17 protein-coding genes, 1 tRNA gene, 2 rRNA genes, 5 pseudogenes and 1 riboswitch are annotated in these 22,052 nt (G+C 49.7%); of the genes and pseudogenes, 16 read left to right on the forward strand and 9 right to left on the reverse strand.

Annotated features, from left to right (window positions below):
* The 11 genes and pseudogenes from XI25_RS18740 to XI25_RS18790 form a co-directional block, all read left to right on the forward strand.
* Window positions 1-222, forward strand: a 23S ribosomal RNA gene (locus XI25_RS18740); the annotation flags it as partial.
* Between the two features lie 52 nt (window positions 223-274).
* A 5S ribosomal RNA gene (rrf, locus tag XI25_RS18745) occupies window positions 275-391 on the forward strand.
* Window positions 392-715: 324 nt separating this feature from the next.
* Window positions 716-2,173, forward strand: coding sequence for an IMP dehydrogenase (gene guaB / locus XI25_RS18750; protein ID WP_046679721.1), 1,458 nt, complete (start codon window positions 716-718; stop codon window positions 2,171-2,173).
* Window positions 2,174-2,416: 243 nt separating this feature from the next.
* Window positions 2,417-3,815, forward strand: a pseudogene (locus tag XI25_RS18755) (D-alanyl-D-alanine carboxypeptidase family protein).
* 115 nt (window positions 3,816-3,930) lie between these two features.
* Window positions 3,931-4,812 carry a pyridoxal 5'-phosphate synthase lyase subunit PdxS gene (gene pdxS, locus XI25_RS18760; RefSeq protein WP_046679722.1) on the forward strand — a complete coding sequence of 294 codons (882 nt, stop codon included), beginning with the start codon at window positions 3,931-3,933 and terminating at the stop codon, window positions 4,810-4,812.
* Window positions 4,813-4,828: 16 nt separating this feature from the next.
* Window positions 4,829-5,416 carry a pyridoxal 5'-phosphate synthase glutaminase subunit PdxT gene (gene pdxT, locus XI25_RS18765; protein WP_046679723.1) on the forward strand — a complete coding sequence of 196 codons (588 nt, stop codon included), beginning with the start codon at window positions 4,829-4,831 and terminating at the stop codon, window positions 5,414-5,416.
* Window positions 5,417-5,558: 142 nt separating this feature from the next.
* Window positions 5,559-6,840, forward strand: a pseudogene (gene serS / locus XI25_RS18770) (serine--tRNA ligase).
* 65 nt (window positions 6,841-6,905) lie between these two features.
* Window positions 6,906-6,994 (forward strand) — tRNA-Ser (locus tag XI25_RS18775).
* A gap of 218 nt (window positions 6,995-7,212) precedes the next feature.
* Window positions 7,213-7,554: a hypothetical protein gene (locus tag XI25_RS18780; protein ID WP_046679724.1), complete on the forward strand. Its 342-nt coding sequence runs from the start codon at window positions 7,213-7,215 to the stop codon at window positions 7,552-7,554.
* Window positions 7,555-7,639: 85 nt separating this feature from the next.
* Complete coding sequence (locus XI25_RS18785) at window positions 7,640-7,792, forward strand: hypothetical protein (protein ID WP_046679725.1); 153 nt, start codon at window positions 7,640-7,642, stop codon at window positions 7,790-7,792.
* Between the two features lie 442 nt (window positions 7,793-8,234).
* A pseudogene (locus tag XI25_RS18790) lies at window positions 8,235-9,322 on the forward strand (hypothetical protein).
* Between the two features lie 112 nt (window positions 9,323-9,434).
* On the opposite strand, the gene tadA reads toward XI25_RS18790, so the two are convergent.
* Window positions 9,435-9,929 carry a tRNA adenosine(34) deaminase TadA gene (gene tadA / locus XI25_RS18795; RefSeq protein ID WP_442950416.1) on the reverse strand — a complete coding sequence of 165 codons (495 nt, stop codon included), beginning with the start codon at window positions 9,927-9,929 and terminating at the stop codon, window positions 9,435-9,437.
* Window positions 9,930-10,282: 353 nt separating this feature from the next.
* Here tadA and XI25_RS35855 point away from each other — a divergent pair, with 353 nt between their 5' ends.
* The 3 genes from XI25_RS35855 to rluF are packed head-to-tail and all read left to right on the forward strand — an operon-like array spanning window position 10,283 to window position 13,314.
* Window positions 10,283-11,791 (forward strand): HAMP domain-containing protein, encoded by a 1,509-nt coding sequence (locus XI25_RS35855; RefSeq protein ID WP_268794536.1) that lies wholly within the window; start codon window positions 10,283-10,285, stop codon window positions 11,789-11,791.
* Window positions 11,697-12,587: an ATP-binding protein gene (locus XI25_RS35010; RefSeq protein ID WP_268794537.1), complete on the forward strand. Its 891-nt coding sequence runs from the start codon at window positions 11,697-11,699 to the stop codon at window positions 12,585-12,587. Before XI25_RS35855 ends, XI25_RS35010 begins: the two co-directional genes overlap by 95 nt.
* A gap of 22 nt (window positions 12,588-12,609) precedes the next feature.
* Window positions 12,610-13,314: a 23S rRNA pseudouridine(2604) synthase RluF gene (gene rluF, locus XI25_RS18805; RefSeq protein WP_046679726.1), complete on the forward strand. Its 705-nt coding sequence runs from the start codon at window positions 12,610-12,612 to the stop codon at window positions 13,312-13,314.
* Window positions 13,315-13,388: 74 nt separating this feature from the next.
* Here rluF and motB read toward each other — a convergent pair.
* Both motB and motA read right to left on the reverse strand, forming a co-directional pair.
* A pseudogene (motB, locus tag XI25_RS18810) lies at window positions 13,389-14,209 on the reverse strand (flagellar motor protein MotB).
* Complete coding sequence (motA, locus tag XI25_RS18815; RefSeq protein WP_046679727.1) at window positions 14,193-14,993, reverse strand: flagellar motor stator protein MotA; 801 nt, start codon at window positions 14,991-14,993, stop codon at window positions 14,193-14,195. The pseudogene motB and the gene motA overlap by 17 nt, the downstream one beginning before the upstream one ends.
* 193 nt (window positions 14,994-15,186) lie before the next feature.
* Here motA and XI25_RS18820 point away from each other — a divergent pair, with 193 nt between their 5' ends.
* Both XI25_RS18820 and XI25_RS18825 read left to right on the forward strand, forming a co-directional pair.
* Window positions 15,187-15,480, forward strand: a complete 294-nt coding sequence (locus tag XI25_RS18820) for a hypothetical protein (protein ID WP_046679728.1) — start codon at window positions 15,187-15,189, stop codon at window positions 15,478-15,480.
* Window positions 15,481-15,589: 109 nt separating this feature from the next.
* Window positions 15,590-15,889: a 4a-hydroxytetrahydrobiopterin dehydratase gene (locus XI25_RS18825; RefSeq protein ID WP_046679729.1), complete on the forward strand. Its 300-nt coding sequence runs from the start codon at window positions 15,590-15,592 to the stop codon at window positions 15,887-15,889.
* Window positions 15,890-16,101: 212 nt separating this feature from the next.
* Here the strand turns inward: XI25_RS18825 and XI25_RS18830 are convergent, their stop codons facing one another.
* The 6 genes and pseudogenes from XI25_RS18830 to XI25_RS18855 form a co-directional block, all read right to left on the reverse strand.
* A complete protein-coding gene (locus tag XI25_RS18830) occupies window positions 16,102-16,458 on the reverse strand; it encodes a c-type cytochrome (RefSeq protein WP_046679762.1) in 357 nt (118 codons plus the stop codon).
* A gap of 146 nt (window positions 16,459-16,604) precedes the next feature.
* On the reverse strand, window positions 16,605-17,126 hold the full coding sequence (locus XI25_RS18835; protein WP_046679730.1) for a GNAT family N-acetyltransferase: 522 nt from the start codon (window positions 17,124-17,126) through the stop codon (window positions 16,605-16,607).
* 109 nt (window positions 17,127-17,235) lie between these two features.
* Window positions 17,236-17,703: a C40 family peptidase gene (locus XI25_RS18840; RefSeq protein WP_046679731.1), complete on the reverse strand. Its 468-nt coding sequence runs from the start codon at window positions 17,701-17,703 to the stop codon at window positions 17,236-17,238.
* 430 nt (window positions 17,704-18,133) lie between these two features.
* Window positions 18,134-18,607 (reverse strand): C40 family peptidase, encoded by a 474-nt coding sequence (locus tag XI25_RS18845; RefSeq protein WP_046679732.1) that lies wholly within the window; start codon window positions 18,605-18,607, stop codon window positions 18,134-18,136.
* A 2-nt stretch (window positions 18,608-18,609) separates the two neighbouring features.
* Window positions 18,610-18,748: riboswitch (cyclic di-AMP (ydaO/yuaA leader) on the reverse strand.
* A gap of 335 nt (window positions 18,749-19,083) precedes the next feature.
* Window positions 19,084-19,710, reverse strand: a complete 627-nt coding sequence (locus XI25_RS18850; protein ID WP_235439986.1) for a hypothetical protein — start codon at window positions 19,708-19,710, stop codon at window positions 19,084-19,086.
* 212 nt (window positions 19,711-19,922) lie between these two features.
* Window positions 19,923-21,913 (reverse strand): annotated as a pseudogene (locus XI25_RS18855) (M1 family metallopeptidase).
* Between the last annotated feature and the right edge of the window lie 139 nt (window positions 21,914-22,052).

Consider the following 22,052-nt stretch of genomic DNA (forward strand, 5'->3'; position numbering starts at 1 on the left):
GATGGACGTACCGCTGGTGCACCAGTTGTTCCGCCAGGAGCACGGCTGGGTAGCTAAGTACGGAAGGGATAAGCGCTGAAAGCATCTAAGCGTGAAGCCCCCCTCAAGATGAGATTTCCCAATTCGTAAGACCCCTTGAAGACGACGAGGTAGATAGGTTGGAGGTGGAAGTGCAGCAATGCATGGAGCTGACCAATACTAATCGGTCGAGGGCTTATCCTAAATATAACGCAAAACGTTTCGTATCTAGTTTTCAAGGTTCAACCTTGAATCGTTTGGTGGCGATAGCGGAAGGGTTCCACGCGTACCCATCCCGAACACGACCGTTAAGCCTTCCAGCGCCGATGGTACTTGGACCGAAGGGTCCCGGGAGAGTAGGACGTCGCCAAGCGAACAACCTGAAAAACCGTGATTGAATTTTCAATCACGGTTTTTTTGTATGTTTTTACCCCGAAACATGTAGACTAAGACGACCATCTTCTTAAGCGTATATAAATCACCATCGAAATGTCCGCACTGAGAAGACATTATTCCAGTGGACAAAGGCTTATGAACGTCCATAAAAAAAGGCGCTATTCAATCCTTGACAGCCCATAGGCCCTTTGCTAAGATGGCAATAATATATTTTTGAAAATAATCATGAAAATGCCGTCCGGTCCAGCTCTGACAGGATTTGAAGTCCGCGGGAAGACGACAAAAAGGAGGAATAACCCAGGTGTGGGAAGATAAGTTTAGTAAGGAAGGCTTTACTTTTGACGATGTATTGTTGATTCCTAGAAAATCGGTAGTCCTGCCGAAGGAAGTGGATGTATCCACCAAACTTAGTGATCAGGTGAAGCTGAACATTCCGTTAATCAGTGCAGGAATGGACACGGTTACCGAAGCTCCTTTGGCGATTGCGATTGCAAGAGAAGGCGGAATCGGCATTATCCATAAAAATATGAGTGTAGAGCAGCAGGCCGAGGAAGTTGACCGGGTAAAACGTTCCGAAAGCGGCGTTATCACGAACCCATTCTCCCTGAGAGCGGACCATAAGGTAGCCGATGCGGAAAGCTTAATGTCCAAATTCCGGATTTCCGGCGTGCCGATTGTGGACGAGCATCATAAACTGATCGGCATTTTGACGAACCGGGATCTTCGCTTTGTGCATGACTATAATATTGCGATCAGAGACGTGATGACCAGCGAAAATCTGGTAACCGCGCCGGTGGGAACGACACTGGAAGAGGCGGAGACCATTTTGCAGAAACATAAGATCGAAAAACTTCCGCTTGTGGACGAGAATAATGTGCTTAAAGGTCTTATTACCATTAAGGACATCGAGAAGGCCATTCAGTTCCCGAATGCGGCTAAAGACGCACAGGGACGCTTGCTAGTCGGGGCCGCCATCGGCATCTCCAAAGATACCTTTGATCGCGCCGAAGCCCTGATCAAAGCCGGCGTGGACGTGATCACGGTTGACTCCGCACACGGCCACCATATTAATATCGTCGAAGCCGTAAGAAAGCTGCGTGAACTGTATCCCGAACTGACCATTATCGCCGGCAACGTGGCGACGGGGGAAGCTACAAGAGAGCTGATCGAGGCGGGGGCTTCCGTCGTTAAGGTTGGTATCGGACCGGGATCCATCTGTACAACCCGGGTTATTGCCGGGATCGGTGTACCGCAAATCACAGCCATTTACGACTGCGCGAACGTGGCAAGAGAGTACAACATTCCAATTATTGCGGACGGCGGAATCAAGTACTCCGGAGAAATCACCAAGGCGATTGCTGCAGGCGCGAGCGCGGTTATGCTCGGCAGCATGTTCGCAGGAACGGAAGAAAGCCCGGGTGAGTCCGAGATTTATCAAGGCCGCCGGTTTAAAGCTTATCGCGGCATGGGATCCATGGCTGCGATGAAGCAGGGCAGCAAGGACCGCTACTTCCAGGATGATGACAAGAAACTGGTACCGGAAGGGATTGAAGGTCGCGTTGCTTACAAAGGTCCTTTGGCGGATACGATTCACCAGCTGATCGGGGGGTTGCGCTCCGGCATGGGGTATTGCGGTACCGAAAACCTTGAGCACCTCCGGAACGATACACAGTTTATCCGGATCACCGGCGCGGGATTGCGTGAAAGCCATCCGCATGACATTCAAATTACGAAGGAAGCGCCAAACTACTCGTTGTAATTCACTGGAAAACCCTCTCTTGCGGTATCAAGGTTGGCTTGGTTTGACTGCGCAGAGGCCGGTTGTTACACGAATACAGGTTGAACATCGAACTTACACGGGATAAGCCATAGGCGGGAAAGCCTAGCAAATCATGCCGTGCAGATAGGACAAGCTGGATGAAATGTATCCGGCTTGTCTTTTTTTGATAATCCCCCTGTGATAGAATAGAACAAGCAAACGACTTAGAGAGGAGTATTTCATTTGAAAGACAAGTCTGCGAGAAAGAGTAAACGTCCCATTGTGCAAAGAACCCTGGCATCGGTGATGCTTGTCAATATATTGTGTTTTTCCGCTATTCCCGCTATGGCCCTGGCTGAACCCGTAACGGTCGCAACCGCCGAGAAGAAGGAGGCCGCAACAACGGCTCCTAAAGGCGGGAAAGCCGATAAAGTTCCTTCCGTTGACACGCTTGGTCTCCAGGTGAGATCTGCGGTATTGATGGAGCCTACGACCGGTCAGGTGCTTGTTTCCTTTAATGCGGATAACGCGCTTCCACCGGCCAGCATGACGAAAATGATGACGGAGTATATCGTCCAGCATGAAATCAAGCAGAAGAATCTCAGCTGGGACACGATGGTAACCGTTAAAGAAAATGCAGCGAAAAGCCAAGGCTCGCGCATATTTTTGGCGGAGGGAGACCAGCATACGGTAGAAGAGCTTTACATTGCAATGGCGGTGGGATCGGCTAATGACGCTGCCGTTGCGTTAGCTGAGCATATAGCCGGTTCCGAGCAGGAATTCGTAAAAATCATGAACGATAACGCGAAGCGCATGGGGATGAAAACGGCGCATTTCGTTAACGCAACCGGCCTCAGCAAATCCGATATGCCTGAGAAATACCGCCCGGAGGGCGATGACGAAACCGTCATGTCTGCGATGGACACAGCCAAGCTTGTAAAGTACATCGTCGAAGAGCATCCCGATTTTTCGAAATATACCACGATTCAATCTTATAAATTCCGCGAACGTGACAAGGATCCGATTATCAACCTGAACTGGATGCTCGAAGCCAACAAAAACGTTCCCAACTTCCGCTCCTTTGCCTACGAAGGCCTGGACGGGATGAAAACCGGATTCACTGAGCAAGCCCTGAACACTTTTGCAGGTACGGCCGAGCGAAACGGAATGCGCTTGATCAGCGTTGTAATGGGGGCTGAGACGAAAGCGTCCCGCTTTACGGAAACCCGCAAGCTTCTCGACTACGGCTTCAACAACTTTGAAGTAAAACAGGTGGTGGACGCAGGCTCGACGGTAGAAGGTTTTGAAACGGCGCCTGTCAATAAGGGAAAGGAAAAGACGGTCAAGCTGGCAACGAATAAGCCCGTAAGCTTCATGGTGCCGAAAGGCTCCGAAGGAAAGAACGTCACATCCGAAGCCAAGCTGGACAACGAAGAGCTGACGGCTCCCGTGAAAAAAGGAACCAAAGTGGGAACCGTTACTTACAGCTATACCATTGACGGGGTTAAAAAATGCCCAAAAGGCAACCGTGGATCTGATCACGGCTGAAGAAACGGAAAAAGCAGGATGGTTTAAGCTGTTCTTGCGGGCTATAGGGCAATTCTTCGCGGATTTGTTCGAGTCCATTAAGAACCTCTTTTAAAGAACCGTATATTCCGGAGAAACGGGTTGTATATTTACTGGCCGTGGAGTAAACTTTTAAGTTAGATTCAATCATGTGAAAATGAGTTCAATATATATTTCGGGAGGCGTGGGACATGGAAACGGGAACATCTACTGTAAAAAGAGGCATGGCAGAAATGCAAAAAGGCGGCGTCATCATGGATGTCATGAACGCGGAGCAGGCAAAGATCGCTGAAGCGGCCGGAGCTACTGCGGTCATGGCGCTGGAACGCGTGCCTTCCGATATTCGGGCAGCCGGGGGAGTAGCCCGTATGGCGGATCCGACCATCGTTGAAGAAGTCATGAAGGTCGTAACCATTCCGGTAATGGCTAAAGCGCGTATCGGTCATTATGTGGAAGCCAAAGTGCTGGAATCGCTCGGCGTAGACTATTTGGATGAGAGTGAAGTTCTGACGCCGGCCGATGAAGTATTCCATATCGATAAATGGGATTTTACCGTGCCTTTCGTCTGCGGCGCTAAAGATTTGGGCGAAGCGCTCCGCCGGATCGGAGAAGGCGCATCGATGATCCGTACCAAAGGCGAGCCGGGAACCGGCAACATTGTCGAAGCCGTTCGTCATATGCGTTTGATTAACAGCCAGATCCGCAAGGTACAGAGCATGTCGAAGGACGAGCTTTATGCTGAAGCCAAAAACCTCGGCGTCTCCTATGAGCTTCTGAAGGGCGTACAGGAAAACGGTAAGCTCCCGGTCGTCAACTTTGCCGCAGGCGGGGTAGCGACTCCTGCGGATGCCGCTCTGATGATGCATTTGGGAGCGGACGGCGTATTTGTAGGATCCGGCATTTTCAAATCGGACAACCCGGAAAAATTCGCTCGTGCGATCGTGGAAGCCACAACGCATTATAATGATTACAAACTGATTGCCGAAGTGTCCAAAAACCTGGGTACACCGATGAAAGGCATTGAAATCTCCAAACTGGCCCCATCCGAGCGCATGTCGGATCGCGGCTGGTAAGAGAGAAGGAAGCTGCATGGATATCGGAGTATTGGCCCTTCAGGGCGCTGTTGCAGAGCATATTCGCAGCATCAACCGGACCGGCTCGGAAGGAACGCCGATCAAGAAGGTGGAGCAGCTTGAAACGGTCGACGGCCTTATCATTCCGGGCGGCGAAAGCACGACAATCGGGAAGCTGATGCGAAAGTATGAGTTTATCGACGCCATCCGCGAGTTCTCGGCTGCAGGTAAACCCATCTTCGGAACGTGTGCCGGATTGATCGTTCTTGCGAAAGAGATTGCGGGCGGAGAAGAAGCGCATTTGGGACTGATGGACATCAAGGTTGCACGCAACGCCTTTGGAAGACAGCGGGAGAGCTTTGAAACAGACCTGACGGTAAAAGGAATCGAAGAGCAGGTCCGTGCCGTATTTATCCGGGCACCGCTGATTTTGGAGGTCGGCGATGGCGTCGAGGTGCTGTCCACCTATAACGACGAGATCGTGACCGCCCGACAGGGACACCTGCTTGCAGCTTCTTATCATCCGGAGCTGACGGATGACTACCGTCTGCATCAATATTTTGCGGACATGGTCCAGGAGTCGGCTGTGGCGAAGAAACTGTAAATCGTTCGTATAAAAGAAACATTCTTGACCCTTTTGGGGGGTCAAGTTTGTTTTTTTCTCGATTATTCAATAAAATAGATAGAATGAATAGATTGAATGCCATGAGTTACATCGATGGATGTTTTACTTAGGAGGGTTTCCTGTGTTAGACGTAAAAATATTGCGCAGTGAGTACAGTCGCGTGGAAGAAGCTTTGAAAAACCGCGGCAAATCGCTTGATTTGATTGCGGATTTTCCCAAGCTGGATACACGCCGCCGCGAGCTGCTGCAGGAGAGCGAAAGTCTGAAGAACCGGCGCAACACGGTGTCTGCCGAAGTGGCCAGGCTGAAGAAAAATCGTGAGAATGCGGATGAACTGATCGTAGAAATGCGCGAGGTATCCGACCGGATCAAAAGTTTGGATGAAGAAGTGCGCGAGGTGGAGGCTCAGATTTCGGAGCTGAGTCTTGCCATTCCCAACATTCCGCATGAAAGTGTGCCGGTAGGCGCATCGGAAGAGGATAACGTGGAACTGCGCCGCTGGTCAGAGCCTAGAACATTTGATTTTGAACCCAAGGCTCATTGGGATATTGCTCAAGGCTTGGATATCCTTGATTTTGAAGCCGGTGCCAAAGTGACGGGATCGCGCTTTACGTTCTATAAAGGGTTAGGTGCCCGTTTGGAGCGCGCTTTGATCAATTTCATGATGGATCTTCACAGTGATCACGGTTATGAGGAAATGCTGCCTCCATACATCGTCAACCGGGACAGCCTTTACGGAACAGGACAGCTGCCCAAGTTTGAGGAGGATCTTTTTAAGCTGACCGATTCCGATTATTATTTGATTCCAACGGCAGAAGTACCGGTAACCAACTATCACCGCGAGGAGATTTTGAATGCCGAGGATCTGCCTAAAAAAATATGTGGCGTACAGTTCTTGCTTCCGTTCGGAAGCCGGCGCGGCAGGACGCGATACCCGCGGTTTGATTCGCCAGCATCAGTTCAACAAAGTCGAAATGGTCAAAATCGTCCATCCGGACTCCTCTTTTGACGAATTGGAGAAAATGACGGTTGATGCCGAGCGCGTACTCCAACTGTTGAATTTACCTTATCGGGTGCTTGTACTGTGTACGGGCGACATGGGCTTCGGCTCCATGAAAACGTACGATTTGGAAGTATGGCTGCCGGAAAGCGGTGTGTACCGCGAAATCTCTTCCTGCTCCAATATTGGGGATTTCCAAGCCCGCCGGGCTAACATCCGTTTCCGTCCCGAGCCGAAGGCGAAACCGGAATTCGTTCACACGTTGAACGGATCGGGACTGGCCGTGGGCAGAACGGTTGCGGCCATTTTGGAAAATTATCAGCAAGCGGACGGCAGCGTGGTGGTTCCGGAGGTTCTTCGTCCGTACATGAGAAGTGTAAGCGTGATTGAGGCTAAGAAATAGCTTGCTGTCATATGCTTTTTTGTGGTACAATAATTAATGCACGTGATTAATTATCTGTTCCACATGGAGAGGTACCGAAGCGGTCATAACGGGGCGGTCTTGAAAACCGTTAGGGTGCAAGCCCACATGGGTTCGAATCCCATCCTCTCCGCCATACATAACACAAATCAGCCGTTTCCCGAGTCGGGAAACGGTTTTTTTGAAGATATAAGAAATTATAAGCTTCGGAGACCCGGCTCCCTTATATCGCAAGAAAAACTTCCGCAAAAGCGGTCTGGCTTCCTTGAAAATGTACGTCGATAAACGTTTTTCTTATTACTGCATAAAAAGAAAGCCCTCTCCGCAATTTAATAACAAGGGGAGGTGTGACAGATGAACTCAGAGCTGAATGTAAATCAGGCAACTTTGGTTAACGCTTGGCAGGAACGCTTGCCCGTTGTGCTCAAGCCCGGCGATCATGCCGATGTGGCAGCCGATATGGCGAATCCCCACGCGGTCCGGATTCACATTGACGCGGCTGGAAGACAGGATTACTCCTTCGATTTTGAATGCCGTTATGTCGACTCCAGAGAGGTCGAGGTAAAGCTGGTCGATGTGGAACGTGGAGGCGTAGTGATCGATGAGCGTAATGAAAATATTCAAGGCATGGCAAGCGATTATATCCGCCACATTCACGAGTGTGCCCAAGCCCTCCAGCAAATTACGCATCCGTAGCATGCCGGCGTCGCTACAGATGTCTTTAAAAAAGGTTCTTGGCTGCATAACCAAAACTCAATCAGGGTAAGGGAGGAATTGAAGCATGAGTAAGCCGAAGTCCATACCGGTACCAGAAGCTCAGGAGCCTAAAAGGAGAGCCAAGGATAACGGCGACGGCGGTATGCAGGAGCCCATGACCGGTTCGCACCGTGCCAAGATTCACAAGCAGTCCGGGAAATTCAACCCGGAGGGATAAAACAGCGATGAACGAATGCAAACCGGCCAAATAACCCGCAACGCAGATTGAAAAGGGCTTCCCGCCATGTTAATCGGGAGGCCTTTTTAAAATCGAAAACCATGTAAAATGCGAAGAAGCGACTTCATCTTTCGAAAAGAAAGACGAAGTCGTTTTTTTCTTAAGAGATAACGTCGATAGACGTTTTTTCTTATGTATATGCACATTGATGAAACCCCTTTTCCATCATGATCGTATATAACACCAAGCGAGTTTATCGGGGGCCCCACTTTTCTGTAGTAAAATCGGTAGATGAGCTTTAAGTGAATGATTATTGCGGGAGGAGAGAGTTAGTAAAATTATTTTTAGTAAAAATTCCATAAAGTGTTTCTCATTTAATGAAAATAGTTTATGATTAAATGGTGTGTTATTTTTTTGAACTTTGAGGGGAGAGAAAAGATTAATGAACAAGAAGTTTGTAGCCTTGATGCTGTCAATCATGTTGACGTTGACTATAGTGCTGGCAGGCTGCGCGAAAAAAAGAAGAACCTAAAGAAGCTATGAAGACTGCGGCTCAAAACGCTCTTACCATGACTTCTTATGAGATGAAGAGCAGCTTTGTTATCGAAGATCTTCAAGTTAAACTGGCTGCTGCTGAATCTGACCCTAGCGTGAACCAAGCCATTACCATGTTGAAGAATGCCGAATTGACGCTGACAGGCATCCACCAAGCGGAGCCTCAACAAACGGAAATGCAGATGGGAATCAATCTGAAGGGCGATATGGCAATGTCCTTCAACGTTGATATGGTCATGACGAAAGAGAAAATCTACGTTAAAATTCCAAGCATTCCAATGCTCCCTCTTCCGGAGAATGTTGTCGGCAAGTACCTTGTCCTCGACCTGAAGCAACTGGCTGAACAAGCAGGAGAGTCTTTCAATCCGGATATGCTGGATACGAAGAAGTCCCAGAAACTGGCCAACGAAATCCTGGAAGCATTGATTACCGAGTACGACCAAGCAAAATACTTCAAGCAAATCGACAAGAAGGATGCCAAGCTTCCTGAAGGCGTCGAAGCGAATCAAGTCGTACAATTCTTTATCACCAATGACAACGTTAAAGAAGCATTGGATATCCTGATCAATAAGGCAGCTCCGAAAATCGTGGATATCGTCGGCAAAGACGAATACCGCGACATGCTCGGCTTGACGAAGGAAGACATCGACCAGGCTAAAGCAGGATTGAAGTCCGTGGATCAAGGCGAGTTCTCCAAGGGAGTGGAAGAGCTTCAAAAATACCTGAAGATCAACACCTTTAACATCAACACTGCCATCGATAAAAAGAACTTCCCGGTTTACCAGGATGTTGTCCTGAATGTGGACTTCAACGATCCTGAAAGCAAAGAAAACGTGAAGCTTGCCATAAAAGGAAGCACCCAGTACAGCAAAATCAACGAAAAACAAACATTCAAAAATCGGAATTCCTGAAGGCTCCGACGTGATCACCATGGAGCAGTTCCAAGAAACAATGAGCCAAATGGGCGCTTATTAATTCATCTTACATCCGTAATTAAGAAAGACCCGGCCGTTTTTAAACGGCCGGGTCTCTCTTTTATGTTTGGCACAAGGCAAGAAAAGGCCCTACAATGCCTTGAAAAAACGAGCTAAGCTTTTCCCCGGAGGCGGCGAAAAAACCGGGTCAGCAGCGCGGCACACTCTTCCTGCAGTACGCCATGGGTTATTTCGGTCATATGATTGAAGCGGGGTTCTTGCAGAAGATTCATCAACGTGCCTGCACAGCCGGCTTTGGGGTCGGTAGTGCCGTAGACGACCTGTGGCACGCGGGCTTGAACGATGGCTCCGGCGCACATGGGACAAGGCTCTAGCGTGACGTAGAGACGGCATTCCAACAGCCTCCATGCATCAAGATGCCTGCTGGCGTCGCGGATGGCCACCATCTCCGCATGTGCGGTCGCATCAAAGGTCGTTTCACGCAAATTGTGGCCCCGGCCAATGATTTCCTCGCCGCGGACAATGACGGCACCGATGGGAACTTCGCCGAGAGCTTCCGCTTTTTTAGCTTCGGCAATGGCTTCCCGCATCCAATATTCATGATTATAGTTATCCACAGCGGTTGGATCGGAAATATCTTGGTTCAAATCTGTAACTCCTCTCAAACTGGGACTAAAGTAGCTGTTATCCAACGAACATTCATTCGTTTGTTAACATGATGTGTACACATTTGTGGATAAATCGAAAATTGTGCACAAAGTTATACACAATATCCACAGAAAGCCTGTGCATTTGTTAGCAATCTGTGGACATGCAATTTTTTATTATAACTCTTTTATTGTAGTGAATGCCCAGTGGAATAGCAACGAGGATGAAGGGGCTGTGATTATAAGCATTTGAAATTCAAAAAATCTTTTCAAACCCGCTGTCTCACGTTATCATAAAATATGACAGACTATGCCAGTTTCTTGTCAATGAGAGCCGAAAGGTGTAGATTCCTTTGTCCATCAAGACAAAATTATCACTAATCATGTCCGTTTCCGTGCTCTTTATTTTGCTGCTTAACATAACGTTAAATTTCTACACCACGCAGGAAAATCTAAGGCAGGACAGTGAGACCAAAATGGTCATGGCTGCAACCCAGATCGCCATTACCGTGGAACAGACGGAATTCAGCTCCACCTATGTGGACGGGGTATTTGGAGACCTTTTGCGCGTGGCATCCGTGAACGCCGCCAAGGCATTGGATCCCGATATCAATAACATAACGAATGAGGAATTGGGCGCGCTCAGCCGGGAGCTGGGCGTTGATCATATCTCCTTGTTGATCCAAACCGAAAACGACATTGTCGTTGCACGCTCCTCGGAGGCGGAAGAAATCGGATTGTCGACCCGGAGCTGGGGGTATTGGTATACTGCTTTTCAGGAGTTGTTTAAGTATACTCAGGTGCGTTCGGTAAAGGAAGGACAGACAGGGAATCATTTTTGGTCAGGTCCTTTCGAATTTTCTACTGCCAGACCGGAATTTATCGATAAATGGGGCTATTATTACGACGGAAAGCGGAACTATATTATTGATCCGTATATTCGTAGTTCGAACATTAAGGACTTTGTCAAAATCACAAGCCCCGACGTTGTGGTGGAACAGACGCTCGAATCCAATTCCCGGATTCTGGAGGTTACGGGCATTAATCCGGAAACATTCGGCAACATATATATGGAGAGGGATGGAACCGACCGGATCCATTACAAGCTTGGCAACCGGCCGGTCAAATTCGGCACCTATGATTACGGCAGCTTGGAAGAAGACCAGGCTGCGGTCAAGCAGTCGGTCGCCACGGGAGATAGCGTGGTTTTTGTCACCACGGTGAACGGCAAAAAAGTGATGAAAAGCTTTATTCCGATTAAAATCGAGAATAAAGCTCCATATGTCATTAGTGTAGTGATGGACTATGAGGCCATTTCCTCCGTCATGCGGGAGCAGATGATCAGCCTGGTGGCCATTTCGCTCGTGCTGCTGGAGATCGTTATTTTTGGGAGTTACATTGTGGCGGGCTATTTCACCAAACCGATTCAGGCGATCCTGGGAACGGTCAACGAGGTCGCGGATGGAAACTTTGACCGTCGGCTGGAAGTGACCAGTCGGGACGAGTTGGGGCAGCTCTCCTGCAGGATCAATGCGATGACACGCAATCTGGGTCACTATACGAGCCAGCTGAAACAAATGGTGGATGAGCACCAATCGGTAAAGGAATACCTGGAATCCGTTATCAACCAGACCGCGGACGCAATCCACACAACGGATATCGAAGGCAAGGTCATCAGCGTCAACAAAGCATTTGAGCAGCTGTATGGCTGGAAAAGTTATGAGGCCATTGGACGTAAACTTGATATCGTGCCGCCGGAGTTGGAGGATGAAGAAAAAAGAACGGCTGAAGCGTCTCCTCGCCGGAGAACGGCTGGCTCCGATCGAAACTGTGCGAAAGCAAAAGGACGGCAGCATGATTGAGGTCAGCGTAACCATGTCCCCAATCGAGGATGATGCCGGCCGCATTACTTCGTTCATCAGCGTGTCGCGGGATGTAACAGAACGCAACCGGATGGAGGAGCTTCTGCGCCGGTCCGAGAAGCTGACAACGGTCGGACAGCTGGCTGCGGGCGTGGCTCATGAAATCCGAAATCCGCTGACGACGCTTCGCGGCTTCCTCCAGCTGCAGCAGCAGACGCATAAGGTAAATCCGGAACATATCGGCCTGATGCTGTCCGAGCTCGACAGAATCAACTTGATCGTAAGCGAGTTCCTCATTCTGGCGAAACCGCAGGCGGTCCGTTTTCAGGAGAAGGATTTGCGTTTTATCATGAAGGATGTCCTATCCTTGCTCAATACTCAGGCTCATTTATATGGCGTTGAGTTTAGCCTGAATTATTTGGACGATCCGGTTTTTGTCCATTGCGAAGAGAACCAGCTGAAGCAGGTATTTATCAATGTCCTTAAAAATGCAGTCGAGGCCATGCCGGACGGGGGATTGGTCAAGATCGAAATTGCTAGGCTGGACTTCGAGGAGGTTGCCGTAACCATTACCGACAAAGGCGAGGGAATTCCGAAAGAGCTGCTTCCTCATATCGGCGAACCCTTCATTACCAGTAAGGATACCGGCACCGGCCTGGGCCTGATGGTCAGTCAGAGAATCATACAGTCTCATCGGGGTACGATCGAGATAGAAAGCGAGGTTGGAAAAGGAACAACGGTCGTTATCCTTCTTCCAACTTCAGCTAGCAGCAGAAGACCAGAAAGCGAATCTTAGTTAAAGATGGAGAGGGTACAGCTTGAGAATCAATAAATTCATCAGTGAAACGGGCTTTTGCTCCCGCAGGGAAGCGGACAAGCTTGTAGAGAGCGGTCAGGTGACCATCAATGGGGTAACAGCCGTCCTGGGCAGTCAGGCCGAAGAGGGAGACGATGTCCGGATCAATGGACGCAGACTGGGTGAAAAGAAGCAGAAGCATGTTTATATTGCCTTAAACAAACCGGTTGGCATCACAAGCACGACAGAGTCGCATATCAAAGGAAATATTGTCGATTTCGTCGGCCACAAGGAGCGCATTTTTCCCATTGGCCGGCTGGACAAAGATTCCGAGGGCCTTATCCTCCTAACGAGCGACGGCGATATTGTAAATAAAATACTGCGTTCGGAAGGCAAGCATGAAAAAGAGTATATCGTTACGGTGGACCGCCCCATCACCGAAGCTTTTGTCAAGGGGATGTCGGGCGGGGTAAAAATCCTCGGGGAAATGACCCTCCCTTGCACGGTGACCCGCATGTCGGAGCGAACGTTTCGCATCATCTTGACCGAGGGGAAAAACCGTCAAATCCGCCGCATGTGCAGCGCTTTTGGTTATGAGGTGAGGAGGCTGCAGCGCATCCGGATTATGAATATCCGCCTGGGAGGCCAGAAGACGGGCTCATGGCGCGATCTGACCGAACAAGAAAAGTTAGAGCTGGGCAGGCTTTTGAATTACAAACTGATCTAAATGCAAAAAAGACAACCGGCGTTCAGGCATTCGCCTTTAGCCGGTTGTCTTTTTTTGCATGGAACCACTCTTATTTATTTCGCGTCTTTAGCGTTCGTAACGTTGGTGTACGTATTGTTATCCTGGTACTTGCGGATAATGGATACTTCTACCCGGCGGTTTTTTCGCTCGCCCGTCCGGTGTATTGTTATTTGCGATCGGATGATATTCGCTATAACCGATCGACATAAAGCGTTTCGGGTCCAGGGATTCGTTCAGCAGCAGGATTTTCATGAACTGCAGTGCTCGGTCGGAGCTGAGGTCCCAGTTGGACGGATATTTCATGTTGTTCTGCGGAACGTTGTCCGTATGTCCGGAAACGATGATGTCATAACCCGGTACCTGCTGAAGCATGACGGAAATTTCTTTGGCGAGCTTACGCGCCTCCGGCTTTACAACCGCCTCACCGGAGTCAAACAGGGCATTATCCCGTATGGTGATCATCAGCTGGGAGTAGTTTAGCTTCGTGCTCAGCTGCGTTGTCAGGCCATTATTCTTGATATATTTATCCAGCTGCTTTTTCAGCTTCTCCAAATCCTGTTGTTCTTTTTTCATCAGCTCGGAACGTTTTTTTGTCCGGTTTTGGAGCGGGTATAGAGTTCATCGCTTTGTTATCGCCGATGTTCGAAGGGTCCTTGCTTGGCTCCGATTTGTTGTACTCCAGGACGCCTACGCCGCCGTTCAGCACTACATTAAAGGCTTCGCTCATCTCTTGAAATTTCTTGGCGTCGGTTGCACTCATGGCGTAAAGCACCAGGAACAGGGCGAGCAAAAGAGTCAGAAGGTCCGCATAGGGCAGCAGCCAGGATTCGTCGGCATGCTCTTCATGGGGCTCGTGTCTAGTCTTTTTGCTCACTAGCACCAGCCTCCCTTTCGTTCATTTTAAGCCGCTCCGAAGGCGTCAGGAAGACGGACAGCTTTTGGCTGATGGCCATGGTGGATACGCCGGATTGAATGGACAAAAGGCCTTCCACCATCATAAGGCGGATTTCCACTTCGCGCTTGGACAAGCGCTTCAGCTTGTTCGCTGTCGGGTGACAGATGACATAACCGGTAAAAATACCGAGCAGCGTGGCGATAAAGGCTGCCCCGATCGCTATGGCGAGCTGCGTCATATCACTCATCTGGCCCAGGGCCGCGATCAGACCGATAACCGCACCCAATACCCCAAGGGATGGCGCGTACATGCCGGCCTGGGAGAAGATGAGCGCGCCGGCACGGTGCCGCTCCTCGGTGGCGTTGATGTCCTCCATCAAAACATCGCTCACGAATTCCTGATCGTTGCCGTCGATAATCATGCGCATTCCGTTGCGCAAGAAGGCATCATCGATTTCCTCCACCTTGGACTCCAGCGCTAACAGACCTTCCCGGCGGGTGATGGATGCCCATTCCATGAACATGGAGATCAGCTCGGCCTTGTCCATGAGCTTTTGCTTCACAAACGTCATTTTAATGAGCTTTGGAACTTTCTTGAGCTCTGCCATCGGAAAGCCGATGAACAGGGTTGCCGCCGTACCGCCCAAAATAATGACGAAGGCAGCAGGATTAACTAAAGCGGTAAGTGGCGCATGCTTTAACACCATACCGGCCAGTACGGACACAACACCTAAAATCAAACCGATAATTGTTGCAATTTCCATAATACACCTCATCCATGAGAAAGTAAGTAACGAATCCATTCGTATTGCCTCCCGAAAAGAGGCAGTGTCGTGCATATTAGCGCATTACCCTATTTATCGTCACGTTGGCCTTTTTTTTTTTAGCCGTAATTTCCGGTATAATATGATCAGGGGAAAATGAATGTGGGAAAACAGGAAGAAAGGAGTGAGTCGGATGGGTGTCAGGCATGGACGGGATTACGGTGAAATATTGACGGAATTTACGATGGCGGTCGGACGGATTCCGGACAGCTATGTCTTTTTTGAGATGGATGTGAATGACTGGGATGACCTTAACGACACGGAAAAAAACGAGGTTCATGAAGCGCTCGCGGAAGACTTGTTTTACGCGCTCGGTACAGAGCCGGTCATACCGGTTGGAAGCGGGGTTGTTATTCACGACCAGACACAGCATCGGATACATATTCTAATCGGAGAAGAGGAATTGGCTTTTGTGGCTCTGGTGTAACCGGGGTTATGTACCGTGCGGGCGGAGAATAGACTAGATTTTGATGATGAACCGGCACGGGTGTGCTGCAGCCGCTGGCGGAGAGGTTTTTTTGGGGGAGGAAGATAGGATGCTGTATACACAGCAGGAAGTGGAAGCCCATCTTGAAAAGCTTGAGGGGTGGGAATTGGAGCAGGGGCGATGGATTGTGCGCAAGTACACCTTCCCTGCATTTATGAAAGGCATTGCTTTCGTTGATGACGTAGCAGCCATTTCGGAAGCGTTCGGGCACCATCCGTATATAACCATCGATTACAAAACCGTGACGCTGCGGCTGACTTCCTGGGATGACGGCGGAATCACGGCGGTGGATATCAAAGAGGCCCAGCAGTTCAATGAAGCATACGAAAAAAAGCCGCTCCAAGGATAACGAGAAGCAGGAGTAGAAGGCCGCTTCTGTTTCGGGTTGAAACAGAAACTCCCGCTGGTGGCTGGCCGCGTAACGAAACGTAAACCTGCTTATCTCGGAGAGAACAGAAGCATGCGGCGGAACGTTAACTCTTGCGATGCAAGGAGCGGATTTCAAGAAAAAAACACGCCTGGATCAGGAATCGGTCCAAGCGTGTTTTTGTTAAACGCGTATTATTTTTTCTCTGATAGATAAAGGGCTACATTCGCGATTTCTTCCGGTTTTAACTGATCTTTAAAAGCAGGCATGCCTTTACGGCCTTTCGTGATGACGTTAAACAAGGCGTCCTTATCCAAGTGTCCGCCCACTTGATTGAGCGCCGGTCCCGCTCCGCCCTGAAGCTGGTCGCCGTGGCAGGAAATGCAGCTCGCTTTCACCGTCGCTTCCGCTGCGGCTTTATCAAGCGTCACTTCCGGCATGGTCGGTTTTGCTTCTTCGGCCACTTCTTCTTTCCCTGGAAGCGTAAACATCAGCACAAGGGCCAACGTACATGCGACGAAGAATAATCCGCTCATAATCCATTTTTGCATCGTCATATCGTCCCTTCTTATGTATACTGCATTAGCTACTATTATAAACGAACATACAAAGACATCATAGCAGTTGTGACAAAAAAAAGCAACATAAACGATCCAGACTTCAGAAAAATTACACAAAATTGTGCTGTTTTTCATAGTCATGGTTGATGTTGTGAGGAATGGCTGCCGGAACGCGGCGGTGAATAAACCATGCAGTAAAACATCGCCATGCCTGAAGGCGTCATGCGCTCATAGGAATCGGTGATGACAAATCCGGCCTTGCGGTAGGTCCGGATCGCCCGCTCATTCCACGTGAGCACCTCGAGGTCTATTTCGTCATGAGGTTTCCGCTGCCGGGCTTCCCGTACGACGGCCTCCACAAACCGTTTACCCATTCCGTTTCCGCACCAATCAGGACGCATGCCGAGGCCGATCCGGAGTACTCCCTCCATCGGAAACAACTGGGCAAAGCCCCACAGCCGCCGCTTCTCGTCAAGGATCGACACATATTGCTGCTGCCGTATATAGGGGTCACCAAATTCAATCCCGAGCTGCACCATCTGCTCCCAGGGAAGCCAGCCGTAAATGTTGTAAGGCGGCGGATAGGACCAGGTGCATATTTCAGCAGCGTGCTCGGCTTGCATGGGAGCCGTTTGAAACTTCGGTTGCCCGTGTATCATGACACTCCACTCCTTCTGCTATGAATGGCGATGAAAAAACCCGCTCCAAGAAGGCAGGCTTCTCTTTCGCGGGTATTGCGATCCAGATGGGATGGTATGTAATTCAGGACTATTCCGCGGCGAAACTTTCATAAGCCGAATCCGCCATAACCCGTTTCGCTCCGATAAAGCGTTCCGCATAGTAGCCGTCGTTTAGGCGATTGGTAACGACACCGCGCGAGGTCGAGGAATGCGCGAACTTTCCGTCCCCGATAAATATGCCCACATGCGATACGCCTCTGCCGGTTGTATTGAAAAAGACGAGATCTCCGGGTCGGAGTTCCTCACGGGAGACATATTCCCCCATTTCAAACTGGGAGCCTGACTGATGGGGCAGGTCCAGCCCAAGAGCCGAAAACACATACATCGTGAATCCGGAGCAATCAAAGCCGCTTGTCGTCGCTCCTCCGTAAATATATGGAGTCCCAAGCAGCTGATCAATCTCCTGATCGAGCTTGCTGTCTGCAAAAGCGCTGCCTACGCCTGCCGAAAGCAACAGGGTAACGCCGAGCACGGTTGACGCCAATTTCTTCAGCATATTGATCTCCTTTCACTGCTTGCGGTGTTAGCTTTGGGATGCGGGTTTGGGTTCCCGGCCCTTAACGTTCTATGTAATAAAGCCCTTACATTGATGACAAATCTGTTACTGACACTATTCTAGCAGAGTGCTTGTCTGCTTGGCAATTGTTTCTTGCCGTCATCATTTGAAGGAAGATGTGCAAGGATGTCAAAGTTCCGAATTTTTTTTAGCAAAAACATGTTTAGCGGGGCTAAAACGGGGTATATGAAGAATAAGACGCGGGGCTTGGAAAAATTAAATTCGGTTTTTGTGGATTTTTTTTTTAAAAGAGCCGAACTTTTTCCGGAGTTTAAACGTCTATAAAGTATAGAGGAAACGAAAAAAGAAAAAAGCCCCGAAAGAGATGGTGGTGCATCTCTTTCGGGGACATGTACGAAAAGGTTATCGATTAGTTGTAGTTCGCGGCGACGGCTTTGTACTTGCTTGCGCTCATGACACGCTTGGCGCCGACATAACGTTTGGCGAAATAGCTTTGACTGAGTGAGGTGATGGTGACACCTTTGGAAGTAGAGGAATGTGCAAATTTGCCGCCGCCTACATAAATCCCGACATGGGAGATGCCTCGGCCAGAGGTATTGAAGAACACGAGATCCCCGGCTTTCAGTTTGCTTTTGGGAATGGCAGTACCCATTTTATACTGGGAAGACGATGCCCGAGGGAGCGTAAGCCCAAGCTTCTTGAACACATAACTTGTAAATCCCGAGCAATCAAATCCTCTGGTCGTGGTCCCGCCCATTTTGTAGGAGACGCCAATGACGGGTTTGATGGCACTGTTCAGCTTGGAATCCGCGAAAGCGCTTCCCGCACTAAGCGTAAGGGCAAGCGTCAAGCCTATAGAGACGGCAGTTAACTTCTTTTTCAAATGAAAGCTCCTTCCAATGCCTGCGAGGTTAGCTTAAGGGTTCGGTTGAAGGTAAACCTATGACCCCTCTGTTGCGAGATCAATTCACCCAAGACGGATCCCCCGCTTCCCGAACGAATGGGAATTCGGCTTTTTTAGAATGTAACAAGATATAAGTTCATGACAGCTTATCTTTATCCATATGAAATAGTTACAGCAAAGATGACAAAGTTGTTACTAACACATTCGTTATTTTAGCAGAGTATTAATCATTTGGCAAACGAGAATACCACATTTTAACGCAAAAATTCCCGCTCCTTTTCGGATAAACGGGAATTTTTTCATTTATTTAGCGAGCTTATTGCATCTTTTGAGATTGACAGCATGGTGTTATATGTGTTTTTACGGGAAAAATTGTATCAAATAAGGATGTTCGTGACGATTTCTGTCAGGCACAAAAAGAAATTATGAATTTTTTTTAAAAGATAGCGCTTTATTTAACTTTGCCGTGCGTGGTTGCTCCATACATGGTACTGGGCGGCGATTCCCCACAGCTGAAACAGGCTGCCAATAAAATAGGAGGCTTGCTGGAGAATCAGTCCGGCCAGTCCGGCCCACATTAAGGAGAATCCGCTGAACAGGAGCTGCAGAACGACTGCGGTACCGCCAATCGAAAGCGTCAACGCTGCAGCTTTCCCGATATGGCGTGAGCAGATGATCACGGCGGAAAAGATGCCGTTGCCCGAGGTTTTGCCAAACTGCATGTAGAGCAGAACAAGGCGGATCAGACAGGCGTATAAAAGCCAGCAGGCGATGTACGGCACAGCACCCATCAGAACGGACGGTTCACGTACGGCTGCCAGCAGCGTCGGCGTGATCTTGGGAAGCAGCCAGTAAGCCGGTGCGAAAACGAGCAGGGTTTCCAGGATGTAAAACAAGGTTACCGGTTTCCACAGCCGCTTCATCCCTTGGAAGAAGAACAGTCCGCGCTCTCCTTTTGCTTCCTGGTGAAGGTTGTAATAAATTCCGGCATGGATGAGGGGGGTGAGCACCATCCGGATCAAAAGCATGCCGATAAGCAGCCAGGCAAACGTGCGGATCAAGTCACCTTGGGTAAGAGCCATCTCTCCTTCATAAAAAAAACAGGAGTTTGCTGAGTTCATTCGGGGCGGGATCCGGAAAGCGCATAAGAAGAGGCACGACCGCTGATTTAACGAGACGGTAGAGGCAGTAACCCCACAACAGCCGGTACAAAAAAAAGCAGGATAATCACATAAAATTGGTCTTTAACACTTCTCCAGCCTTGGCCTGCGTAGCTTTTCATGTTCTCCCCCCCTTACCATGACAGGCTGCCGAACAGCGTCTCAACCAGCTTGGTAACACCCAGGTTCCAGCGTGTGACGACCTTCGGATCCATTCCCGCCTTCATGTAATTATTGATATGTTTGTTTTCCAAGACGATCGTGTACTTGGGATCGGCCATGGCCCATGCCAGCGGAGAGCTGTAGGTGATTTTGAAGCTGGTTTTTCCATGGCTGCCGTTCCAAATTTTCTGGCTTGTCTTTCCGTCCTCAAAAGCGAAGGTAATCGGCACGCCAGTGACAGGTCCGCCCTTGCTGACGACGGTAACCACCGACTCGTAGGATGGATTGTCCGCTGTCCCCGTATTCCGGGTCTGTATCTTTTCCACCGCGACGTCGGCCATGCTGTTTCCAAATACATAATGGTCAAAATAGCTCTGCCACGACTTGTTAGTGACTTGCTCGACAATCCGCTGGAAGTCGGCCGTTGTCGGATGCTTGAAGCGGAATCTTTTGGCGTAAGTCTTCATGATGTTGTCCATAACCTGCCTGCCGAGCTGGCGCTCCAGATCCTGAAGCACGAGTTTGCCGCGCGTATAAACGTTTAAAGCGTATTCCTCATGCGAACCAAACTTCCATGACTCCTGCATGAGCGGAGCGGGCGATTTGATCGAAGCGGCCTGGGCTGCGGTGTTTGAAGTGACGCCGTATTCCTGCTCCATTACTTTTTCCTCCGCATAGGAGGTAAACGCCTCGTCAAGCCAGGCCTCTTCGAATTCGTTGTTGGCTACGATGCCGTAGAAGTACTGGTGGCCGATCTCGTGGATGATGGTTCGTTCAAGCTCGTACCCAGGAGAGTCATCCTTTGCGCCAAACGTGGTCACCAGCGTCGGATACTCCATCCCGCCGGCTCCGTTGCCCGCCTTCGGAGGGACAACAATGGACAGGGTCGAATACGGGTAGGACCCGAACCATTTGCCGTAAGCCGCCAGCGCAGCCTTCGCCGCATCGAGATAGCGGTCCTTCAAGTGCTTGTGCACGGGATCAAGATACAGCTTGATGCGCACTCCCGGGATGCCGGGGGCGGAGAATGCTTCTTCGGCCGCAATGAAATGAGGGGAAGCCGCCCAGGCAAAATCATGGACATCGTCGGCGTAAAACTGATAAATTTTTTCGCCGTTCGCTATCACCGCCGCTTTGGTAGGAAAGCCGGTGGCCGCTACAATATAATTCTCTGGCACCCGAATCCTGACGCTGTAGATGCCGAAGTCCGCATAAAATTCCGAATTTCCGTGATATTGATGAAGGTTCCAGCCTTCTTCCGCACGTCCCCGGGCTCCTGTGGGCTCGTACACGCTGATTTTCGGGAACCATTGGCCGGCCATGACAAAATCGTCGGCTGTTCCCATCCGGGCAAATATTTTCGGCAGTTCCACCTCGAATTCCATGTTCAGCGTAATGCTCTCTCCGCCTTTGACAGGGCGCGGAAGACGCACCTTTACGAGTGTCCGGTCCTTGACGTTCCCGTCGTCAGGCTGCACGTATTGGAGCCGGTGGAGCAGAGACAAACCCTCCGTGGTTTTTATGTCGGTAAGGTTCATGGACCCAAAACCGTCGGCCGGCATTTTATCGGAACGAAGCCTGCCTCCGGATTCCTTCATAAACGTGGTGTCCTTGGATGCGAACGCATTGGGGTACAGATGGAAATAGAGCTCGTTTACGGCTTTTTTTTCCAGGGTGGGTCCAGGTCAGGGTCTGTTTGCCCTTAAGCTTGTTCACTTCGGGCTCATACCGGACGTCGATATGATATTCAACAAGTCTTGTGCTCAAGGCGGGAGCGGGAATATCATATTGGGCTTTGGGCGGAGACAGCGGCGTTTTTTTCGGTCGCTACAGGCTTGCCCGATTTTGGAGCGAGAGCAGGCGCTGAAGCGCTGTTAACCTGCTGCATCAGTATCATCGAGCCTCCCAGGATGAAGAGGGCGAGCAGGGATGATAGAAAGACTTTGGCGCGTGGTGGGACCATATCGAACAACCTCCCGTTGACAAGCATCTACAGCATGTATATGTTTGCTTTTGGGTGATTATTAGTTAAAATAAAATTATTGGACAGGTTTCGTCCATGCACGGTAATGCCGGACTATTTCCGCTCTTATATATTAGGA

This window comes from Paenibacillus sp. DMB20, from assembly GCF_000987955.1.
Taxonomy (GTDB): domain Bacteria; phylum Bacillota; class Bacilli; order Paenibacillales; family Paenibacillaceae; genus Paenibacillus_AQ.